21 protein-coding genes are annotated in these 21,484 nt (G+C 48.0%); 12 read left to right on the top strand and 9 right to left on the bottom strand.

Translation table 11 applies throughout. The features are described 5' to 3' along the window. Positions 1–294: 294 nt before the first annotated feature. From ACKFKF_RS22945 to ACKFKF_RS22955, 3 genes are all read right to left on the bottom strand, one after another. Positions 295–777 carry an AAC(3)-I family aminoglycoside N-acetyltransferase gene (locus tag ACKFKF_RS22945; RefSeq protein WP_446869822.1) on the bottom strand — a complete coding sequence of 161 codons (483 nt, stop codon included), beginning with the start codon at positions 775–777 and terminating at the stop codon, positions 295–297. Positions 778–943: 166 nt separating this feature from the next. Beyond that, positions 944–1,375: a hypothetical protein gene (locus ACKFKF_RS22950; RefSeq protein ID WP_446869823.1), complete on the bottom strand. Its 432-nt coding sequence runs from the start codon at positions 1,373–1,375 to the stop codon at positions 944–946. 23 nt (positions 1,376–1,398) lie between these two features. After that, positions 1,399–2,133 (bottom strand): SDR family oxidoreductase, encoded by a 735-nt coding sequence (locus ACKFKF_RS22955; RefSeq protein WP_446861576.1) that lies wholly within the window; start codon positions 2,131–2,133, stop codon positions 1,399–1,401. Between the two features lie 120 nt (positions 2,134–2,253). Between ACKFKF_RS22955 and ACKFKF_RS22960 the strand changes: the two genes are divergently transcribed. Both ACKFKF_RS22960 and ACKFKF_RS22965 read left to right on the top strand, forming a co-directional pair. Beyond that, a complete protein-coding gene (locus ACKFKF_RS22960; protein WP_446861577.1) occupies positions 2,254–2,589 on the top strand; it encodes a winged helix-turn-helix transcriptional regulator in 336 nt (111 codons plus the stop codon). Between the two features lie 532 nt (positions 2,590–3,121). Beyond that, on the top strand, positions 3,122–3,493 hold the full coding sequence (locus tag ACKFKF_RS22965) for a hypothetical protein (protein WP_446869824.1): 372 nt from the start codon (positions 3,122–3,124) through the stop codon (positions 3,491–3,493). A gap of 102 nt (positions 3,494–3,595) precedes the next feature. Here ACKFKF_RS22965 and ACKFKF_RS22970 read toward each other — a convergent pair whose 3' ends face one another. The 4 genes from ACKFKF_RS22970 to gloB all read right to left on the bottom strand — a co-directional run bounded on the left by ACKFKF_RS22970 (position 3,596) and on the right by gloB (position 8,417). Further along, complete coding sequence (locus ACKFKF_RS22970; RefSeq protein WP_446869825.1) at positions 3,596–4,192, bottom strand: hypothetical protein; 597 nt, start codon at positions 4,190–4,192, stop codon at positions 3,596–3,598. Between the two features lie 60 nt (positions 4,193–4,252). Beyond that, the gene (locus ACKFKF_RS22975) at positions 4,253–4,810 is read right to left on the bottom strand and encodes a RidA family protein (RefSeq protein ID WP_446869826.1); all 558 of its coding nucleotides are present in this window, start codon (positions 4,808–4,810) and stop codon (positions 4,253–4,255) included. 304 nt (positions 4,811–5,114) lie between these two features. Further along, positions 5,115–6,662 (bottom strand): flavin monoamine oxidase family protein, encoded by a 1,548-nt coding sequence (locus ACKFKF_RS22980; protein ID WP_446861581.1) that lies wholly within the window; start codon positions 6,660–6,662, stop codon positions 5,115–5,117. A gap of 981 nt (positions 6,663–7,643) precedes the next feature. After that, complete coding sequence (gene gloB, locus ACKFKF_RS22985) at positions 7,644–8,417, bottom strand: hydroxyacylglutathione hydrolase (protein WP_446869827.1); 774 nt, start codon at positions 8,415–8,417, stop codon at positions 7,644–7,646. Positions 8,418–8,604: 187 nt separating this feature from the next. On the opposite strand from gloB, the gene ACKFKF_RS22990 reads away from it, so the two are divergent. The 3 genes from ACKFKF_RS22990 (at position 8,605) to ACKFKF_RS23000 (ending at position 10,884) form a co-directional block, all read left to right on the top strand. After that, complete coding sequence (locus ACKFKF_RS22990) at positions 8,605–8,811, top strand: hypothetical protein (RefSeq protein WP_446861583.1); 207 nt, start codon at positions 8,605–8,607, stop codon at positions 8,809–8,811. Between the two features lie 81 nt (positions 8,812–8,892). After that, entirely contained in the window at positions 8,893–10,068 is a 1,176-nt protein-coding gene (locus ACKFKF_RS22995; RefSeq protein ID WP_446869828.1) for a glycosyltransferase family 4 protein, read from the top strand. Positions 10,069–10,080: 12 nt separating this feature from the next. Then, complete coding sequence (locus tag ACKFKF_RS23000) at positions 10,081–10,884, top strand: PIG-L deacetylase family protein (RefSeq protein ID WP_446869829.1); 804 nt, start codon at positions 10,081–10,083, stop codon at positions 10,882–10,884. A 150-nt stretch (positions 10,885–11,034) separates the two neighbouring features. Here the strand turns inward: ACKFKF_RS23000 and ACKFKF_RS23005 are convergent, their stop codons facing one another. After that, positions 11,035–12,108 (bottom strand): glycosyltransferase family 2 protein, encoded by a 1,074-nt coding sequence (locus tag ACKFKF_RS23005; RefSeq protein WP_446869830.1) that lies wholly within the window; start codon positions 12,106–12,108, stop codon positions 11,035–11,037. 344 nt (positions 12,109–12,452) lie between these two features. Here ACKFKF_RS23005 and ACKFKF_RS23010 point away from each other — a divergent pair, with 344 nt between their 5' ends. From ACKFKF_RS23010 to ACKFKF_RS23030, 5 genes are all read left to right on the top strand, one after another. After that, positions 12,453–14,486 carry an ATP-binding cassette domain-containing protein gene (locus ACKFKF_RS23010; RefSeq protein WP_446869831.1) on the top strand — a complete coding sequence of 678 codons (2,034 nt, stop codon included), beginning with the start codon at positions 12,453–12,455 and terminating at the stop codon, positions 14,484–14,486. Between the two features lie 73 nt (positions 14,487–14,559). Next, the gene (locus ACKFKF_RS23015; RefSeq protein WP_446869832.1) at positions 14,560–15,513 is read left to right on the top strand and encodes a glycosyltransferase family 10 domain-containing protein; all 954 of its coding nucleotides are present in this window, start codon (positions 14,560–14,562) and stop codon (positions 15,511–15,513) included. Between the two features lie 26 nt (positions 15,514–15,539). Next, a complete protein-coding gene (locus ACKFKF_RS23020; RefSeq protein WP_446869833.1) occupies positions 15,540–16,556 on the top strand; it encodes an Npun_R2821/Npun_R2822 family protein in 1,017 nt (338 codons plus the stop codon). After that, positions 16,553–17,464 (top strand): Npun_R2821/Npun_R2822 family protein, encoded by a 912-nt coding sequence (locus tag ACKFKF_RS23025; protein ID WP_446869834.1) that lies wholly within the window; start codon positions 16,553–16,555, stop codon positions 17,462–17,464. The genes ACKFKF_RS23020 and ACKFKF_RS23025 overlap by 4 nt, the downstream gene beginning before the upstream one ends. Positions 17,465–17,657: 193 nt before the next feature. Beyond that, positions 17,658–18,611, top strand: coding sequence for an NAD-dependent epimerase/dehydratase family protein (locus ACKFKF_RS23030; protein WP_446869835.1), 954 nt, complete (start codon positions 17,658–17,660; stop codon positions 18,609–18,611). A gap of 92 nt (positions 18,612–18,703) precedes the next feature. On the opposite strand, the gene ACKFKF_RS23035 is transcribed toward ACKFKF_RS23030, so the two are convergent. Then, complete coding sequence (locus tag ACKFKF_RS23035) at positions 18,704–19,804, bottom strand: ABC transporter ATP-binding protein (RefSeq protein ID WP_446869836.1); 1,101 nt, start codon at positions 19,802–19,804, stop codon at positions 18,704–18,706. A 180-nt stretch (positions 19,805–19,984) separates the two neighbouring features. Between ACKFKF_RS23035 and ACKFKF_RS23040 the strand changes: the two genes are divergently transcribed. Together ACKFKF_RS23040 and ACKFKF_RS23045 are read left to right on the top strand one after the other, a co-directional pair. Next, positions 19,985–20,410 (top strand): response regulator, encoded by a 426-nt coding sequence (locus ACKFKF_RS23040; RefSeq protein ID WP_446869837.1) that lies wholly within the window; start codon positions 19,985–19,987, stop codon positions 20,408–20,410. Between the two features lie 36 nt (positions 20,411–20,446). Continuing rightward, on the top strand, positions 20,447–21,457 hold the full coding sequence (locus tag ACKFKF_RS23045) for an ABC transporter permease (protein ID WP_446869838.1): 1,011 nt from the start codon (positions 20,447–20,449) through the stop codon (positions 21,455–21,457). The last annotated feature ends 27 nt before the right edge of the window (positions 21,458–21,484 follow it).

The following is a 21,484-nucleotide window of genomic DNA, read 5'->3' on the forward strand; positions in this document are numbered from 1 at the left end:
GATTTAGGGGGCTGCCTAGAGTGATCGCTACAGCGAGGAATTTCATCGAATTCACCTCAGTTTTAGTGGCGCATGGTACGGAGAGAACTCATTCCAGAGACTTGAGCTTGAGTTCTCCTGAAGAAGGCTTCCATGAGAGGGACGATCGTGAAACCATTAGTTCACTCTGAGTACTGAGAGAAGTTCAGCTATCGGGGTGGCGATCTGTGAAGATCGAACGTTCCCAATCACCCGCCGCGAAAGCCTAGAACGCTCAATAGACAACTTGGCATTGGTCGGTGTGCATTGAGGTTGTTATGCAGTGCGATCATCACCTGCAACTGCAATGTCAAAGTGCAGCACTTCTTCGCGAACTCCCAACTTCGTATAGAGCGCGATGGCAGGTGCATCTTCGACATCCGCCTGCACGAATATGACATAGGCTGCTCGCGTTGACGCAATCCTCTTGAGTTCTTGGATTAACGCCGTAGCAATGCCCTCGCGTCGGTGCGCCTCTGCGACAGCCAAATCATAAATGTAAATTTCACTGCGCTCCTGCTCAAACTTCTGAAGTTCGTATGCGGCGATTCCACCCACTACCGAGCCATTTTTCAAGGCTGCAAGAGCGATGAAGTAATCACTGCCAAGCAAACGCTTGAGATAAGCTTCACTTGGGCGTGTTGCTGTGTAGGTTTCCGTCTCATCAAATGCTTTACCGAAGGTCGTCATCATAGATTCCATCAGCGCCAAGTCTTCAGATGTAAGCAGGCGAATACTAAATGGGAGTGAAGACGACATAGCTCAACCTAAATGCAATTTCAGCGAAGAAGTGTGCGCTCTAAGATACATAACGTTCCCGTTCACCTGTCACTAGCGACTTTTCGGACTTGATGAAACAATTCTATCTGATCGGTGTGCAACGGGATCGTTATGCCGTTCAGTAAATGAATATAATTGAACGGTGTTAACTGAGCAAAGGTGGTGCAAGGCTTGGTGCAAACTCTGGATTAGGCAAAGCAGGTAAAGGTTCTTCAGAGGTGGGCATATCAAGATGTTGTGTGTAGATCACTTGATAGAGTTGGGGTTCTGCTTTAATCACAAGCCCTTGGAGGCGCTGCAAATGATCAGCAAACTCAGGGCTATTCCGCATGACAACATACTCTTCTACAGATGTGAAGTGAGCATAGTTAGCTGCTCGTGTGCGATCGAGACTAATGTGCAAATTGGCTGTGTAACTACCCGGAAATTGACCTTTTAATCTTTTGTACTCGCCAACTTGTGTAGCAACAAATTGTTCAGCCTTGTCAGGATCGAGCGTAAATATATTGATCAGCACAATTCCATTATCAACGCGAATAGGATTGACTGGGAATCCATTTTCCAATTGCACATTCATGAATTGACTCCTTTAATACTGGCTTACAGAATGCCGCCATTCACTTGAATCACTTGACCATTGACCCAGCGAGCATCATTAGATGCTAGGAATGCAACTACGTCTGCTATGTCGGTAGCTTGTCCAAGCCGTCCTAGTGGAGTTGATTGAATTAAGTGGTTCAAAGCATCAGCAGGCATAATCAATCCGTCTGTTGCCGTGACTCCTGGCGATACCAAGTTGACAGTAATGCCTCGCTGCCCTAGCTCTTTAGACAAGGCAAAGCTAAACTGTTCTATCGCGGCTTTACTAGCGGCATACAGTCCGCCCATCGGAATACTTTGCTTGGTTGCACCACTGGATAAACTAATGATCCGTCCACCATCGCTAAGATGCTTCGCTGCTTCTTGTAAAGCAAAAAAAGTTCCTTTAGCATTGGTGTTAAAGACATGATCAAAGTCAGATTCAGTCATGTCAATCGTGGGTTTATAAACAGACACCCCAACATTATTAACAACGATATCAACCTGACCAAATGTGTTGAGAACTCGGTCGAATAGATTACGAGTATGTTCGACATTGCTGATATCTGATTGAATCGCGATCGCTTCTACTCCATTACTCTGAATTGTAGTAACCACTGCTTCCGCTTTCTCTCGATTGCCTGCGTAGGTAATTGTAACGTTTGCCCCTTCGCGCCCCAGACGTTCAGCAATTGCTTGTCCGATGCCCCGTGATGCACCCGTAACTAATGCTACTTTTCCTTTCAGTGAAGACATGGCTTTATTCCTAGGCTCGAAACAGGGAGATTTCATCAGTAACACGGTATGCTTTAACTGGCTTTTTGGGAAGTACTTACTTTTTTGTAAGTTCCTGTTGCTCATTAAAACGTGATTCTCATGCAACCAGAACAAAATGATGGCACACTGTTTGTACAAGCCACCCTAAAAGTCCTGGGCGGAAAGTGGAAGCTCTTAATTTTGTGGCACCTGAAGGATTCAGCAAAACGATACAGCGAATTGAAGCGATTGATTCCTGAAATCACTGAAAAAATGATGATTCAGCAACTGCGCGAACTAGAGCGAGATGGAATTATCAGCCGTATAGCGCTTTCAGATATGCCTCCAAAGGTCGAATACGCTTTCACAGCCTATGGTGAGACGCTCATACCCATCTTTAAGCCCTTGTGTGAATGGGGGCAAGAGCATCTAAAACGCAAGATTGAGACGGCATAGTTTTTTAGAGAGAAAGTTTCACAGATCATCCTAAATTGGGTGAATAGGCTGACAAGTTCTGCATATCACTTAAAATCGGGTGGCTCGGCAGAAGCTTTCTGTATAGCGGGTGTGATTAGGCAGATAGGCGGAAAACTTCAGCATAGCTTCCACTCAAAAAAGACTGTCCCTTTGATACTTCAGACACTTGTTGTGACAGGAACATCCAGGAAGTTACTCGATCGCTGCACACCTCATCTAGTTAATCGCCCAATTAAAATTCAGTATTCCAAAAAATCAAAAATCTGTGTAAGATATTCCGCAGGTGGAGATCACGCCCCGGAAATCTGATTTAGCCGATCAGACCTCCGAGGACTTCCACCTAAGTTACACGAACTAACTTCGGAGGCGTTCATGATTGTACTACGTCTGCTTTGCGATGGGATCTTGAAAGGTTGGAATCAAGATCCTGCATACCCTTCACACCACTGGGGAGCGTTTGAGAAGTCTGCGCTCCCATCCTCTTTGAACTAAACAGGGAGGACAAAAGAATATGGCCGTTAGGAGACACCTTCCTGACTCGGTTTCGTTTAGCTTTGAGTTGCAATGCTCATTAGTTAGGCGATATCAAGTCACCGTTACCTTGGATTTGCAAGAGCGTTTGATTTTTGTACCCTCTGGCATTCTCTCGGATGTCAGGAATTGTATTGACGAATTCGTTGAACAGTTGAGTGAAGTTGCCTCAAATCAATTAGCCTATCTCAAATGGGATGGCACGAGCGATTTGACGACTGAATATCAAGTGATTCGCGTGTTAGCGGGCTATCAAATTCAACGGTCTTTAATGAAGTTCGATATTGTCCTGGGGGCTGGTTCACTCATACACCTGGAGGAATTGCACAACAAAAAGACAATTGAACTGTAAACGATCAAGCGTTGCTGACAAGTAATGTGTAGAAGTAATTCCTCTACCATCCATTACAAATTCAGCAACGCTCTTCTAAACGATTTGTGAGGACTAGACCAATCACCGATATCCCGGATCGCTAGGTTCGGGCACTGACCCAGAAATCAAAGGATTGACGGCACGATTGCTCGTAGCAGCCCTTCTCTGACCCGACCCATTAGAGACCGCCGCCTCACCCGACGACACCGCAGGTGCAGTCTCAGGCACATATTCTGGAGTATAGGACGAAGCAACGGGCGCTTGAGGGGGAGGCGGATTGAGATAGCCCAACAGTTGTTGAGAAGATTGACCCGCATATCTCGACCAGTCGCGAATGTTAGGTTTGGCTTGCCAGTCTTTGCGAGAAACCTTGACCAGCAAAATCGGCGCAACACTACCAAAACGATCGCCCGAAACTCTCACAACAACAGTTTGCACCGCAGCATTCTGCAATTCTCGATTGATCAATTGAGTCGCCAACGTTTCAGCCTGTTGCACCAACTCTGGATAAGTTTGGGTGTCAGAACTGATCACCTGATCGATTTCCTTCACCGATGAGCCACCTGACGAATTGGGCGCTTTGGTATCTGCCTCAGCCGACGAGACGAGGACGATCGTTCCACCCAAACTAATGAGTAGCCCTAGAGCGATCGCGCTTGATTTTACAATCAGATTCATTTGCATCACCAATAAAAAAGTGGGGGAATCGTGCAGAAAAACGTCTCAACAATATCGAGTCTACCTGCGAGGATAAACCGCAATCGCTTCAATTTCAACGAGCCAGCCTGGATTGACTAAACCTTGTACCCCTAGTGTAGAACGGGCCGTCTTAACAGGGTTGTCTGGATTATTGAAAAACTCTCCATAAGCCGTAAACCATCCTTGATAGTCCACTTGTCCATTCAGTGCGGGATCAGGAACCAGATAGCAAATCAAAAACGCCACATCTTTGAGTCCCAGTCCTTGAGATTCTAACAACTCTTTGATGCGAGTCAGTGTACCTTTAGCTTGAGTATAGGTGTCTCCAAAGCGATCGCGGCTTGTTGCAGGAGCGTCTAAATTAACGGCAGGCGGCACCGTTCCACTGGTGAAGTAATACCCTACATCCTTGGGAAATGCCACACCCGCAGAAATTGGAGAAGTTGCCCCACCCGGCGTAAACGTTACCACTCTAGGCGGCCGCACCGTCTGCGCCTGCACCGCCACCGTCAACACCGTCACACTAAAAAGAATGGTAAAAACGGCAACAACTAACCAGCGTCTACCTTTCACAATCTGACCAAACCACTTTGCCATGATGTTTCCTTTACTTACTTGATCTTCAATTGAACTCTGGACATTGGATTCTAGACTTTAGACTTTGAACTTTGAATAGACGCGAAGTGATGCCAAAAACTCAAGCTAGTGAATTCGATTCGATGAAGTTTTTTTGCTAAAGATTTCATCAAATTCACGTCAAGTTAAATGAGAACTCAGAGAAGTTGCACATCACCTTTCATCAGGAAAGTGTTTTAAGTCTTCAGTCTTTTGTCTAACGTCTGTTGCGTTTGTCTAACGTCTCTTGTCTTTTATCTAACGTCTTCTTTACTGCTCACCTCCTCTAACCCTGCGCTCCAATCTGCTGCACTACCACTCGCGCCGACTCAAATGAACCAGCCATCCAGCCTGTTAGATAGCTTAGATGCTCACCTGCGAGATAGATCCTGCCGTCTGGTGCATTGAGTCTGGAGTAAAACTGTTGGCGAGATTGGGTTGTGTAAGTTGCCCAGCCGCCCAAGTTATAAGGCACATTGGGCCAATAGATCGAACAGCCCGTCTCAAAGTGATTGTTGTATTGTGGATGAATTCTACTACCTAGTGCTAGGGCGCGCTGTACTCGTTCTCCAGGCTGTAATGCTCCAAATTCTGCGGCCACCGCTCCAAAGTTGTAGTAGCCAACCACCACACCGCGCCGAGATAGATAGCCATAAGAGGGATACCAGATCGTTGCCAAACCAATGTTGGTACTCGTGATACCGCCCATGATTTGCTCATCTTCTTCCCAAAAGCGACGGTTAAATTGCAGGGCAGATTTACCAGTGACGGCATATTCAACACCCGCGATCGCCGCCTGCATATCTGGTGAAAAGTCAGCAGGAATCTTGCTCAACACCGTCAACGGAATGGTGCAAATACAATACTCTCCAACGGCTTGTTGCACATTGCCATTTTGGTTATATACAATCCGCACTCCGTTGGGTGTTTTGCGAATTTCTTGCACTTCAGCGTCAAACTGAATGGTCGATCGTACCTTTCGCTCTAGCGCTTTGGCGATTTGATCCAATCCTCCTACAGGTTGAAACATCAACATCTGTTGGTCGTAGCCCTGCTCAAATGCTTCGTAGTTAGCGAATCCTTGATTGATCAGCGCACTGAGTGAATAGGGACTTTCAAACTTACCGGGACGATCGCCCGCTCCCTGCTTTTCGGCATCAAATCCACGACGGCTTGACCCCCGGTAAAACAAGTCAGGATCAAGTCCCCCATAGGTTCTCAAAAATACCACCAATCTTTCTCGATCTTCGGCACTGAGCGGAGCCTCTAACGCGCCTTGATTAGCAGCTTTGGCCAACAGTTCTGCAAGATAGCCTCTGATGTCAGCTTTTGCTTGACGCGCCCTCACTTTTCGCCCTGCTAACCCACCCGGAACGCCCTCGTTGTAGTAGTACTGCTGATAGTTGAGGTTGCCAAAAATCTCTAGCTTGACCCCCAATTCGCGGCAGTAGTCGATCGTGATGTGATGTTGAGGAATCCGAGCGGGGCCAGGGTTAAAGTATTCTCCTTTAGCAAACTGCGCCGTCTGAACTGTACCCGTTGTTTCCACAATCTGATCGCCACCGCGCACTGTCCAACAGCGTCCGCCCGATCGATTTCTCGCTTCTAAAATGGTGCATCGATAGCCCGCCTTCCGAAGTTCATAGGCGGCCGTCATGCCTGCGAGTCCGGCTCCCAAAATAATGACTCGCGCCCCCCGCCCCGGTCGAATCTGTAACTCTCTGCCCTGAGCAGCGGCTGGATTGCTTTCTCCAAACAAGTCCAACGCCTTCATCGCGGCATAAGTCGAACCCCCCGCTGCCGCCACCTGAACAATAAAATCTCGACGTTTCACGATCGCTCCTCCACTCGGTAGATGACTCTCAACGCACCAGACCTCTACAAACCTTCACAAGCCAGAATTTCGCTTGAAAAGTTCGCACAGTAACACCTCACCAAACTTTGAGAAAAGCATCTTGTACCTTCTCAAAATTGGCTAACTTTCTCAATTTCTTACGCTTTCAACTGCCTGGAATGCTTGAGTTAACAAACTCTCCATCACATTAGAAAGCAGCAAGCTTTTAGTTAGTCAATGACTTCGTTCAATTGGCGATCGTCAATCCTGACAATTCTGTAGATCTGTAGACAAGAGGATAGACAACCATTCTCAAAAAGCTTTGCTTCATACACACTCCTGATGAATCCGTGAAGAAATTGGCTTAACTAAATTACTTGAAGACGAACAAAACCTTTAATCAGCCGATCACATAGAGCAGACCATCTATTAAGAAGTCCCTTCTATGTCCAGCAATTCCTTTGAGCAAAACCGCTGATGCTGTGTAGAAAGCTTTGTCGATGTGTGAGGTTAGCCTAATGCTGTGTGCCTTTGGTTAGCAATTTGAAAATACTGCGGCAAAAAATTGCAGATTGTTAGTTCTGCTACAAATTTGAGACGATCGTAGAATTGTAACGCTCAAAACTCAGGGAAAATACGAAGAAATCATAGGTGAAACCCCGTAAAAGTATTGAAGAATCAACATCTCTACAAAGATTTAACGCATCGGTAGATAAATTTCATTTGTCACTATTTCTTGAAATTTCTAACCTCTTTAGAACACGACCAACTCGTGGACAATAGAGAAAGTTCTTAACTCTTTTGCTTGATTACTCCAAAAATCAATGCTTCAGAGAAATGGATTTTTGAATGGATCATTGCGGCTGACAGTTTACGATATCTGTCTTCTGATAGATGTTAGCTTGACAGTAATTTGGATGGCTTCTTTGATCAAGATTCGCTAACAGATTTGGAGGTCGAAAAGCGCTGGATTGCCCATCTCTAAAACACATCTTTTTTCTTTCGCAGCGTCGCAAAGGTTTGCACAACGTCTTGACTATTCATCGCTTGTTGAATGGCACGATCGTCCCAACGCAAAAAGGGGTTCGTTTGTTTCTCAATTTTGAGCGACGAAGGAATGGTTGGTTGATTGTGGGTTCTGAGAGACTGCACTTCTGCAAAACGCGCATTTAAAGCAGAATTGCCACGATCGACCGTCACCGCAAATTTTAGATTACTCAATGTGTACTCATGGGCACACCAAACGTTTGTATCGTCCGGTAATGCCCGAATTTTGGTCAGCGACTGAACCATCTGAGCCGGAGTGCCTTCAAACAATCTGCCGCAGCCGCCCGAAAACAACGTGTCTCCACAAAACAAGTCTCCTGACTGACCAGGCACATTCGCTGCAAAATAATAAGCAATGTGAGCGCGAGTATGTCCCGGCACAAACAGCACCTCTGCCACTCGATCGCCAAACTCCACCCGATCACCTTCTCGCAAAAACACCGCTTGTCCGGGAATTCTACCGCGATCTTCTGCGCCGCCGTACACGATCGCTTTGGGAAACCGCCGCAACAGATCCGAGTTTGCCCCAACGTGATCTCCGTGATGATGCGTGTTCAAAATGGCAACTAATTCTGCGCCAAGTTTATCAAGCTGCTGTAAAACTGGGTAAGGTTCAGCCGGATCGACAACTGCGGCAATATTACGCCGAACATCATGCAGCAAGAAGATGTAGTTGTCTGAAAGGGCAGAAAGTCGGTAGATTTGCATTCTTTCCAATTTTTGGGCTTGTGTGTGGTTTTGGATACAGGCAGTCAATACTTAAGTGTAGAGAATCGATCTAGAGAGAAGTTCATCAAGTTTTTACAATTCACTGATGGCTACTTCGCCCAAATAAGCGTTCCTGCGTCAAAAATGAGACAGCATCTACTGGCCTGCGGGCCCTTCAACTAAACCTATGGTAAGAGTGGCAATCCCGCGATCGCATCTGCCCACCCCCCATCTCATTGAGACAATCTTAAAATCAGGGCAACTCAATCGTCAGGAATATCTTCATTTGGCCTCGATTCTACTGTCTAATCAGAGAGCAACTGAGAACGATCGCCGTCGAATTAATCGCATTTTTGATCATATTTTGGCGGGCCAGGTCAAACTTACTGATTAAACGCACCCCGCAAAGGTAAAAATCCCGACTTCTCAAAAATTTTGGGAACCTGGATACAGAGCAACTTCCGAAACTACTGGAATGAAAAAGATTTCACTCATCGTTAGCGATCTATCCCAGAGTGGCGTTGGTCGGTGGGGTGGGGGAGCCGTTCGCCCCTTTTTGCTGAGTCAGGCGTTGAGAAAGATTGGACACGAGGTTGAAATCGTTGGCTTTGTCTTTGAGGGACACGCTCACGCCACCTTCACATCTGAGATTCCGATCAAAGTAATTCCCGCAAAACCCTATCCCGCTTTTTTTGCCAACGCCAAACAGCTACTCGACCAGATTGACGGCGATATGCTCTACGCCTACAAAACCAAGCTGACGAGTTTGGGGCTGGCACTGCTCAAAAAAGGACGGAGCAATCGCCCGGTGATTTCAGACATCGACGATTGGGAAATGAGTTGGCATGGGGGCGATCGCTGGCAATACCGTCCCAACATTCGGCAATTTGCTAAAGACTTGCTCAAATCAGACGGAGCGCTGCGAAACCCCGATCATCCTCTCTACCTCCAGTGGGCGGAGCAGCTTGTTTCTCGTGCCGATGTTGTCACCGTTCATACAGAAGCCATGCAGAAACGGTTTGGGGGCATTTATATTCCCAACGGCAAGGACACGACGCTGTTTGACCCCGATCGCCACGATCCTCACGTTAGCCGCGATCGCTATGGTCTTTCTGAGTATCGAATTTTGATGTTTCCAGGTGCGCCTCGTCCCTACAAAGGGCTAGAAGACGTGTTGACCGCTCTGGATTTGTTGAATCAGCCCGATTTGCGATTAGTCATTGTGGGCGGCAGTCCCTACGACGACTACGACAATCAACTGATCGAGAAATGGGGACGCTGGATCATCAAGCTGCCCAAAGCCTCCTACGAATCGATGCCCGAAATTGTCTCGGCGGCTCATGCGATCGTGATTCCTCAACGGGATGACCCAGCGACGACGGCCCAATTTCCGCTCAAACTGACTGACGGGATGGCGATGGCAAAACCCGTTCTATCAACCACGGTAGGCGACGTGCCCAAAATTTTAGGAGACACCGGATATCTCGTTGCGCCCAGTTCTCCAGAACAATTGGCTGACAAAATTTCCTGGATTTTTCAACATTTAGAGGAAGCCACCGAGCAGGGACGACGCGCTAGAGAACGATGCGTCAAACACTACAGCGTGGATGCGATGGCCACCATTTTATCAAGCATTATTTCAGACTTTTAGAGCAATTGATTTGTGAAAAAACTGTTGAATCGAATTCAAAATAAACTGTACTGGCTTCAAAAATACGAATCTCCTGCGTGGCTGTGCTGGTTTCAGTATCTAGGGCTGGCGGTGAGCAGTCCGGCGATCGCCCTTTCTCAAAAATCGGCTCTCATCGTCTCTCCTCACCAGGATGATGAAACCCTTGGCTGTGGGGGATTGATCGCCCTCAAGCGAGAACAGGGAACCCCCGTAAAAATTGTATTTGTCACCGATGGGGCGGCTTCTCATCTCTGGCATCCCAACTTTAAGTCGGGCGAAATTGCTCCAATCCGCAAACAGGAGGCGCTAGAAGCCCTATCCATTTTGGGCGTTGAGGCAGATCAGATTCACTTTCTCGACTACCGAGACGGCAAGCTGAGATACACAACAGACAGCGATCGCCAACGAGCCACCGATCAGTTAACCCAAATTATTCACGACTTTCAACCGGGTGAAATCTATGTCACTCACCGTCACGATCGCAGCGCCGACCATGAAGTGACTCACACATTAGTTAAGAAGGCGATCGCAGCGTCAGGACAAGCGATCGAGTTGTTTGAGTATCCGATTTGGATTCTTTGGAAAACGCGGCTCTTTCAAGAAGTCAAGCTATCTGAATTAGCGGGTGCCTGTCGCCTCTCGATCAAGCCCGTCCAACTTAAAAAGCGACAAGCCCTGGAAGCCTATCGCTCTCAATATTTGCCGATCGATGCAGATGGCGGAAAGGTCTTGCCTCATGGCTTTTTAAGGCGGTTCTTTTTGCCCTATGAAGTGTTCTTTAAGGTCGATCGCTGATCGCTAAGTTGCTTTAATTTTTCGCTTTGGTGTTTGAAATCTTCGGTGTCTGGAATCTTCGGTGTTTAGATCTTCTGCCCTCAAGCTACCAATTTTGGAGGACTTCAGAACTTTAAGGGGGATTCTGTGACTTGTAACCTTAGCAAACAGCTAAACAGGTAAACCACTTCTCCAACGTCTGAGCATGGCTGGCGCACGGGATAGAAATAGCTTTAGAAAAGCCTTCGTATTCTCCATGCCTGGATATTTTTGGAGAAAGTGGGCGATCGCGGGCACACTCAACCACACGCCGTTCGCCTTCTCTAAATGCTGTACTAGCTCCATCCCATTTAGCGGTTTTGCCAATCCGTCCATTAGCTCCAAACGATCTGGCAAGCTGTTGGGATGAGCCTCCGGATCAAATCTAAAATTAATCCAATCAGGCTCCGCACCTCGATAAGTCTTAGCTTCTGGGTGTCCAAATCCAATGTTTTTGACAAACGAAACTTTGGGCGTAATGTGAACTAAATTGTGTGACAGCGCATTCAGCGTCATCGTGATCACCCAATCTGTCTGACGATTTTTTTCGATAAAAAACTGATTTAACAACGTATGTTTCGTCTGAATCGTGGCTGGAATCTGATAGTAATTCTGGAATGGATTTGACCCCTGGGGCTGACTTGCTAAATTGAGTTTCTTCCAGCGATCGCTCCACATCCCAAACCCCAACGTAAACACCCGATTGGAGACGATAAAATCTCGATCGATCAGCGGTTCCAACTCATTCGGAAAGTTGGCAAAGGCCGACACCGACCCAATTTGAGGATAATTTCGGTAAGCTTCTAGTAATCGACACACTCGGTCATAAAACCCCGGATTGGGCACCACATCGTCTTCTAGATAGATAAACGAATCATAGCGATCGCTCACTTCCGTCAGGGCAGCCACTACATTGCGATCGCAGCCCAGATTCTCAGGACGCACCACAATCTCAACCGGAATTTTTTGTGAGAAGTCCTTTAATAAAGCAACACATTCATTGATTAAGAGTTCATCTTTTGGGCTTCTTGCTCCATCCACAAAGGCTAAGATCTGTTGCGGTGACAAAGACTGTTGGCTAATCGCCACGAGCACCTGCTGCAAAAGCTCAGGACGAGTAAACGCAACCAACACGATCGGAGGTAACAAATCAGGAAGCGGAACGTCATCCAACAAGTGCGGAAGTTTGATCAAATCCTGGTTCATATCGACCTTACTGAGAGACTACAGACTCAAAATACCCATTCCCCGGCTCCACTTCCCCAATTCCGCTCTACAAAGTCGCCACCAGGGTAATCTGCAACAATCTGACTCGTCCGGATTCGATCCGCGATCGCAGTTTAAGAATGAAGGAGCCACGTGCCTTTTTCTACTTTCCCCCCTCCTCACCTTCAGGAAAAGGGCGCTCGATCGCCGTATCCTCTCTCATCCCTGGCTCTTGAAGTTGTTTTACTCAACCTGATCGACTTCAAGTCATGACGGGATAAATAAAAAAGACCCGTGCCCCAACGGTTGTCAAACTTTACTTGCTGTCTATCTGGAAATTGTGCATGTCCCCCAACAAGCTGCTCCTCAACTTTGCCCTTCGTTATCCAACCTGGATTGTTGCCACGATCGTTTTGGGATTTTCGGGAGCCTTGTTCAACGGCGTGAGTACCGTTCTGATTGTCCCGGTAATTCTGGGATTTCTAGGACAACAAGTCAATTTTAGGGGCGCACCGCCCGTCTTGCAGCCTATTTTTTCTAGACTGGATGGCAGTGCAGGCAGCAGTCATGCTGGAATCATGCTGGGCTTGATTTTGCTGGCAATCTTGCTCAAAAACATAACTGGGTATGTGGGTTCTCTATCCTCCAGTCACCTATCTCGCGCTCTGGTCAACGACATCCGTAACGAAGGGCTGAAGCTACTTCTGGATGTAGATTTAGACTTCTACGTCAAAACTAAAGTGGGCGACTTGATCAATCGTCTCGGTGCAGAAGTGGCTCAAGCGGCGGGTGCCATTCGGACTGCGATCAATATGATCACAACGGTGGCAACTGTTTTGGTGTTTGTCGCCCTGTTGTTGGCGATTTCCTGGCAGTTGACATTAGCCTCGACCGCACTGTTGTTTTTGGTGTCGCTCGCCAATCACTACTTTGTCAAACGCGCTCAGATTTATGGGCGAGAACTTTCAGAGCAGTCCAGAGAATATTCGGTTGCGCTACTCGAAATTCTCAACGGTATCCGTCTTGTCAAAGCCACAGGTCACGAAGCTCAAGAACATCGCAAACTCAACCAACTGATTCATCGGCGTGAGAAAGCAGAATTTCAGTCTCAGGCGAATACTGCACTGGTTGGCCCTATCAACGAGATGGCAGGGATTCTTACGGTGCTGGCGATCGTCATTCTGGGTCAGCTTTTCTTTCGCGACCAGATGGCTTCCCTTTCAACAGTTTTGCTCACCTATTTGCTGCTGCTGTTTCGACTGCTGCCCTTTGTGAGTCAACTCAACAGCATTCGCAGCAGTTTTGCCAGCACGTCTCCTAGCGTCGCGATCGTGCATGATTTTTTGCGCCGAGACAACAAGCCGTTTATGAAAAGTGGTTCCCAGGCTTATCGCCCAATTCAAGAAGGCATTCGATTTGAGGAGTTGTCTTTTGCCTATCCCGGTCACGAAGATCTGGTGCTCAACAACATCGATCTGTGGCTGCCCAAAGGCACAACCCTCGCCCTCGTCGGATCTTCTGGTGCCGGAAAGTCCACCTTGGCGGATTTGCTGCCTCGATTTTATGACGTGACAAGTGGACGCATTACGATCGACGGCACCGACCTCAAAGACTTTGACCCACGCGACCTGAGACGCTCAATGGGCATTGTTAGCCAGGACACCTTTTTGTTTAACGACTCCGTTCGCAACAACATCGCCTACGCTCGCCAGGATGCCACCTACAACGATGTGATCGAGGCCGCAAAACGCGCCAACGCTTACGAATTCATCATCAAACTGCCCCAGGGGTTTGAAACCACGATCGGCGACCGAGGTGTCATGCTTTCTGGGGGACAGCGACAACGACTGGCGATTGCGCGTGCCCTATTGCGAAACCCCGACATTCTGATTCTTGACGAAGCCACAAGTGCGTTGGATACCGTCTCTGAACGATTGGTACAGCAGGCATTGGATGACTTGAGCCGCGATCGCACCACGTTAGTCATCGCACACCGTCTCTCCACGATTCAGAAAGCGCACCAGATTGCCGTTCTCGACAAAGGGCGAGTTGTCGAAGTTGGCTCCCACGCTGACCTGTTACGCAAAGGGGGCTACTATGCGCGGCTCCACGACATGCAGTTTTCTGACAAAGAGCGGAAAAATCACGATCTGCTGACTCAGATTTCTTACGAACTGCGAACTTCGCTCAACTCGATGATTGGGTCACTGCGATTGGTGGTCGATGGTGTAATCGACGATGCAGACGAGCGAACTCGCTTTACTCAAGACGCTTATCAGTCCGCCCTACATCTGGTCAAAGAATTGGAGACGCTAGAGTCCTCAAACCAACAGACCGTGGAATCTGCGCCTCAACCCCGCGTCACAGAGGTCAGTTAGCGGCCCACCTCTTTTTGAATTTCTCAATTTAGTGGATTAGTCATCAAATTGGTCGAAGCACATGAGTCAGGACATGAGTAAAAAAATTGTTGGTATGTTGAGCAGCTATGCAGGGCTAAATCCAAGTCCGAGCGATTGGCTGTGGCAGCAAACTCCCTACCCGTTTGGTCAGTGGGGCAATATCCAAATTCAGGCCCCGGCAACGCAGCCAGATTTTTTGCTGATGTATCAGTTTGATTTTCCGCGATCGACTCCCCAACCCTCCTGGCGCGACAAATTTCGCAAGCAGACCTCCCCGCCAGACATCTCGTCCCAACTGCGCGGTGTCCCCCAAGAGCGAATCATCTATCTGCTCCGAGAACCGCCTCTAGAGGAAGTCATTCACGCCAACCAATGGAACTATCAGCAAGCAGAACAATACTGCGGTTACGTATCTGGGCCCGATGATTTTGCGCCTGTCCCTGACTACATGCCTGCCATCTGGTACGTCCACAACTCGTTTCGCGAACTGAACGAAATGCCCGTCCCCGAAAAGATTCGCCCCTGTAGCTGGATCACGTCAGGCATCAGCCGCACCGAAAACCACCGCAAACGACTAGACTTTCTTCGCCTGCTGCAATCTAATCAATTGCCCTTTGACCTATACGGACGGGGACTTCCGGACTGGGCGCACACAACGGGCAGAGTCAACAGCAAATGGTACGCGATGTCACCCTACCGCTACAACCTGGCGATCGAGAACTACGCCGACAATGATTGGTATGTGAGTGAAAAACTCTGGGATTCGCTGCTCTGCTGGTGTTTACCGATTTACTACGGCGGTTCGGCGGCCGACAAGCTCCTCCCTCCGGGCAGCTTTCTACGGTTGCCCAGTCTTGACGAAAAAGGGCTGTCCTACATTCAAGAAGTCACCGCCACTCCTGATGCCTGGTATGAAGCCAAGGAAGCGATCGCCGAAGCCAGACAAATTATCCTCCATAAGCTCAACCTTCTAAACTGGCTCTCCGACTACACCCAAAAATTCTAGTTCACCCCTCATCCCTCATCCCTTTTATGAACGGAATCTGTACCCTCGCCAATGATTACGTTTACGAGCAGCTAGTTGCTCTCCTCAACAGCATCGAAGCCATTATGGGGTCAGACTTTCCGGTCTGTGTCTATCCTTACGACAACAACACCAGTCGGATTGAGATGGAAATCGCCAAAAGACCTAATGTTCAGCTTTATCAAGATCAGGAATCGATCGACCGCTGGGATCGCTACGTTAAGCAAATTTGGGATAGCCATCCAACGGCTCAACAACAGTGGCAAAAACACAGTTTGGAGCGCTACCATCGCATCGGCACTCATCGGCGATTTTGTGCATTTGACGGCCCGTTCGATCAGTTTCTCTACATGGATGCAGATACGCTGTTGATGGGAGATATAACCCCCATTTTTGAGCAATTAAATCATCACGATTGGGTGGTTTACGACTTCCAATATCGAGATATTGATCACGTTTACGAGGCGGCTTCTCGCCAACTTCAAAAGGTTTTTTCAGCAGAAAGACTCAACGCTGAGATTTTTTGCTCTGGACTTTATGCCGCAAAAAAGAATACGTTTAGTGCCGAAAGGTTGGACTGGCTGCTGAAGAGTCTGCAAAGTGGAGAAGCAGAAGTCTTGTATTGCATGGCACCAGACCAGACGATTCTCAATTACATGGTGATGCGATCGCAGCTTTCTATTTACAACTTTGCTTTACAGTTACCAACCGACCAAAAAACAGGTTGCTGTGTCACTTCGCCTCATTTTTCAGAACAAGATCACATTCTGTATGATCACGGCAAGCGACTAGTTTATATTCACTACATTGGATTGTCCTCTAGTCTATTTCGCAATCTTTGTTCAGGTGAAAATGTTGACTTTCCCTACCGAGATTTATTCCTCCATTATCGCTACCTTAACGAGCCTGAAAATAGACCTGTCTTCAACACCTCACCCATCCCTTACCACCCACCCTCACCGCCCAGTTTAGTCAGTCGGGTTCTCGAAAAAATCAAGTTAGTTGCACAAGGAGTTCAGTCATGAGTCGTGGAATTTACATTACTGCAAACGATAAAGTAACGGATCACGCGATCGCTCTCATCAATAGCATTCGCATCCACGATGTAGAAACACCGATCGTGCTAATTCCCTATGACGACAACTATCACACGGTTGCAGAAATTCTCAAGCAGCGTCATGGCGTTGAGGTTTACAAGGATTTGGAGTTTATCGATCGCTTGTCGAAGCGGCTTCATGAAGCTTTTGGCAGTGACTTTTTTGCGCGTCCTAACCAGTTTCGCAAGCAGGCTTGTTGGTTTGGTGAGTTTGATGAGTTTCTCTACATTGATACCGATATTGTTGTATTCGAGAAGATCATCGACAACCTAAATTACTTTTCTGAGTATGATTTTCTCTGCTGTGACTATCAGCATTTGGGAGGAATCAAAAACGTCTTCACCTCCAAAGTGGTCGAGGAAAACGTCTTTACCGAAAGTGATTTGAAAGATATGTTTAACGGTGGATTTTGGGCTTCCAAAAAAGGATTGGTTTCTGAACAAGAAATCTACGAAACCTTTGCGGAATGTGCAGCCCATCCTGAATATTTTGACTTCTCTCAAAAGACTTCTGACCAACCAATTATCAACTACATGATTTTGAAGCGCATTGCCCGCCGATTCAACATCATTCGTAGACCCGGTGGAGCACCTGGAAACTGGGGAGGTACCAGTCATTTTACTCGGACTGAAAACTACCAATTAGTTGATCCTAGCGTTGATCAACCTTTGCAATATTTACATTGGGCAGGCATTCGGATTCAGCCAAGTTGCCCCTATTGGGATATTTGGGAGCATTACCGCTATCTGCATGAAGAAAAGCCTTTAGTAGAAGCGACCCTAGCCCCCAAAAAGCCCGGTTTTTTTCAACAGATTGTCAGCAAAATTAAGCGTTAGATTTCACTAAAATTTAGGGTGTTTGTTTGTCGATCGAGTTGCCCCCTTAGATCTTGAAACCTACGATTTCTTCTACTTTTGAGTGTTCCTGCGGTTCACAAATTCAGCTTATCTATTTAGGGTAGATTGAGGAATGGCGACCGTGTGGGCACAACGTTTTAGATTAGAACCTCATCTATTAGCAGAAACAAACATGGTTACAAGTATCGTCACAGGCGCAGCAGGATTTATTGGATCTCATCTGGTTGAGGCATTGCTCGATCGAGGTGAGCGTGTGATCGGCGTTGACGAATTTAACAACTACTATGACCCTGCCCTAAAGTGGAAAAACGTGTCCAATTTCACAGATCACCCCAACTTTAAGCTGGTTGAGGGAGACATTCAGTTTCTTGATTGGCAGTCGCTTTTAAGAGGGGTCGATGTGGTCTACCATCAAGCGGCTCAGGCGGGGGTACGAGCAAGCTGGGGCAAAGGGTTTCGATTTTACACAGAACGCAACATCAGTTCTACACAGGTCATGCTAGAGGCAGCAAAGGATGCCCAAGATCTGAAACGGTTTATCTACGCCTCGACCTCCTCGGTGTATGGCAATGCCGAGGCGCTACCGACCGCTGAAACGATTTGCCCCCAGCCCGTCTCGCCCTACGGCATCACCAAACTCGCGGCAGAAAGGCTATGTGGGCTGTATCACCAAAATTTTGGGGTGCCTTACTGTGCGCTGCGATATTTCACGGTGTATGGCCCGCGTCAGCGTCCTGATATGGGCTTTCACAAGTTCTTTAAGGCGGTTTTAGAGGATCAGCCGATCGCTATCTACGGAGACGGTCAGCAAACCAGAGATTTTACCTTTGTCAGTGATGCGATCGCGGCCAATCTAGCAGCAGAGTCCACTCCTGAAGCGATCGGTGAAGTGTTCAACATTGGTGGCGGCAGTCGGGTTGTGTTGACGGAAGTGATTGATACGATGGAGCAGATTGTTGGTCGTCCAATTCGTCGTGATCACATTGAGAAGGCGATGGGAGACGCTCGACATACGGCGGCGGATGTGTCTAAGGCGCAGAGGATTTTGGGGTATCAGCCTCAAGTTTCTCTTGTAGACGGACTGACAAAAGAATGGGAGTGGGTAAAGGGGCTTTATCAGGGATGAGTGAGAACTTCGATGATCTGTTCCCCCTTTGGGGGTAATCCGCTTCGCGAGAGGGATGAGGGATTTTGCTCTGTATGTTTCAGTCTTAGCTGTTAAATTTCTTTGCTTTTAATTGGATACATTCGATCGCCTGTCGCTGGGTCAAAGAGAAAAAGATGGTCGAAGTCCAGGGTGAGAGAGAGACGATCGCCAAGGTGTAGAGACAGATCAGGATGAGTTTGAACGTTGAGGAATGATCGGTTCCCTGAAGGCAACCTGACTCGAACTAGAGTTTCTCGCCCCAAGGGTTCGATCAGGCTGACTTCGGTGATTAGATGTCCAGCGTCTTGGCTGACTTGCAAATGTTCTGGACGAATGCCGAGATCGAGAGATTGCCCAGAAGCGAGTCTCAGTTTGGCTTGTAGGGCTGTGGGACAGGGGATGGTCTGCCCTTCGATTTGAAAGCCTGAGCCTGTGTAGATGGCTGGCAAAAGATTCATCGGAGGACTGCCCAAGAAGGTGGCAACCATCCGATTTTGGGGTAGGGCGTAGATTTCTTGAGGGTCGCCAATTTGCTGAATGGTGCCGCGATCGAGAATAACAATCTGATCTGCCAGCGTCATCGCTTCGACTTGATCATGGGTGACGTAAATGGTTGTGATGCCAACGCGCTGATGAAGTTGTTTGAGTTCTGATCGAGTGCCGTCACGTAGTTGAGCATCCAGGTTAGACAACGGTTCGTCTAATAAAAAGACTTGAGGCTGACGGGCGATCGCTCTTCCCAGGGCCACGCGCTGTTGTTGACCGCCGGAGAGTTGGCGAGGCTTGCGATCAAGCAGGTGGGAAATTTCTAAAATTCGGGCGACGGTTTCGATGCGTTCTTGCTGCGTTTTGAAGTCGATCTGACGCATCTTCAGCCCAAAAGCAATATTCTCCGCCACCGTCATGTGAGGATAAAGCGCATAGTTTTGAAAGACCATCGCTACGTCGCGCTGCCGAGCAGGAACTTGGTTGACCAGCGTTTCACCGATGTACAAGTTGCCAGAGGTTGCAGATTCGAGTCCGGCGATCGTTCTCAAAACCGTCGATTTGCCACAGCCAGACGGGCCCACCAGCACCCAAAATTGACCATCGGGCACCTCAAAGGTAATGTCAGCGATCGCCACAGATTTGCTAAACCGTCGTGTAATTCCATCTAAGCGAACACTGGCCATAGGGTGAAATGAATAAGGAACCGTAGACTCTGGGCTGCACTCTGCGTTTTTCTAGGACTAGCACTCTTTTGAAGAGGACGTAGCGTTCACAGAAATAGACTTAATAATTTCTGCAATCTATCGAAAGGGGCGTTAATTTATTACGATAAGAAATTAAATTGCTAAAACTACTTTGGTAAATTGAATACTTTGTCAACATCTGCTCAAAGGTTAAACCATTTACAGATTCTCATCGTTGAAGATGAAGCCATCACCCGCACCGCTCTCATGGTACTACTAGAGCGTCAGGGTGCCACTGTGCTTGCGGTTGGCTCTGTCAAAGAAGGACTCCAGGCATTAGAAACCTTCTTTCCCGATGTGCTTTTGAGTAATATTCGGCTACCCGACGGCATTGGTGCAGGAGTTTTGCAGCGGTTGCGTGATCGCGATTCCAAAATAGGCCAATTTACGCCCGCGATCGCTCTGACAGGCGAAACTCTAGAAACCGTCCGCACCGATCCGTCTCTAGCAGGCTTTCAGGTCTATTTGTCAAAACCCTTTGATGCCACAACCCTGATTACTGCAATCATCGGCTTGAGTGAAGAAGGAAAGCGTTCTGATTCTTAATTCCACTCTCCTCACTCCTCACTCCTCACCTCCGACATGCCCCAATACATTCTCAAACGCCTCCTCGGTCTGCTGCCTGTCTTGTTTGGCATCACTTTCGCTGTATTTTTGCTATTGCGGCTGATTCCTGGAGATCCGGCGATCGTCCTGGCAGGCGAACGAGCCACTCCCGATCAGATCACGGCTTTAAGAGAACAGTTGGGTCTCGACAGACCGTTAGACCAGCAATACTTTGCCTTTCTAGAAAACATGGTGCGACTAGAGTTTGGCAACAGCATCATTAGCGGCATTCCTGTGATAGATGAAATTCGTAGTCGTTGGGCGGCGACCTTTGAATTGTCGATCGCGGCCATGCTCGTGGCGATCGTTCTAGGAATCCCATCTGGCGTTGTGGCAGCGGTTCATAAAGATCGTCTAGTGGATAATCTGCTAATGAGTGGGTCGCTGATTGGGGTTTCGCTGCCTGTCTACTGGTTGGGGTTGTTGATGGTCTATTTGTTCTCTATCACGCTGAAATGGCTGCCTCCGAGTGGGCGGATCAGTGTCGAGACTGGATTTTCGTTTCAGCCCATCACCGGATTTTATGGGTTGGATGCATTGTTAAATCTGAATCTATCCGTCCTAGCGGATGTGCTGTCGCATCTGATCTTGCCAGCTTTGACTCTGGGAACCATTCCGCTGGCGATCGTTGCCCGCATCACTCGCAGCGCCATGCTTGAAGTTCTCACCCAAGACTACATTCGCACCGCCAAAGCCAAGGGATTGCCCAATCGCTTAGTTGTGTTTCGTCATGCGCTCAAGAATGCCTTGTTGCCGATCAATACGACGATCGGGCTTCAGTTTGGCACGCTGTTGGGTGGAGCGATTTTGACCGAGATAATTTTTTCCTGGCCGGGGCTTGGCTCCTGGGTCTATGAAGGAATTTTGGCGCGAGACTATCCCGTGGTGCAGGGTGGCGTGGTGTTCATTGCCGTCATGTTTGTGGTGATCAATCTGCTGGTTGATATTTCCTATGCCTGGATCGATCCGCGAATTCAGTTCCGGTAAACTGGGCTGAGCGTGGTGTGAGAACTT

Source organism: Phormidesmis sp. 146-12 (assembly GCF_052939495.1).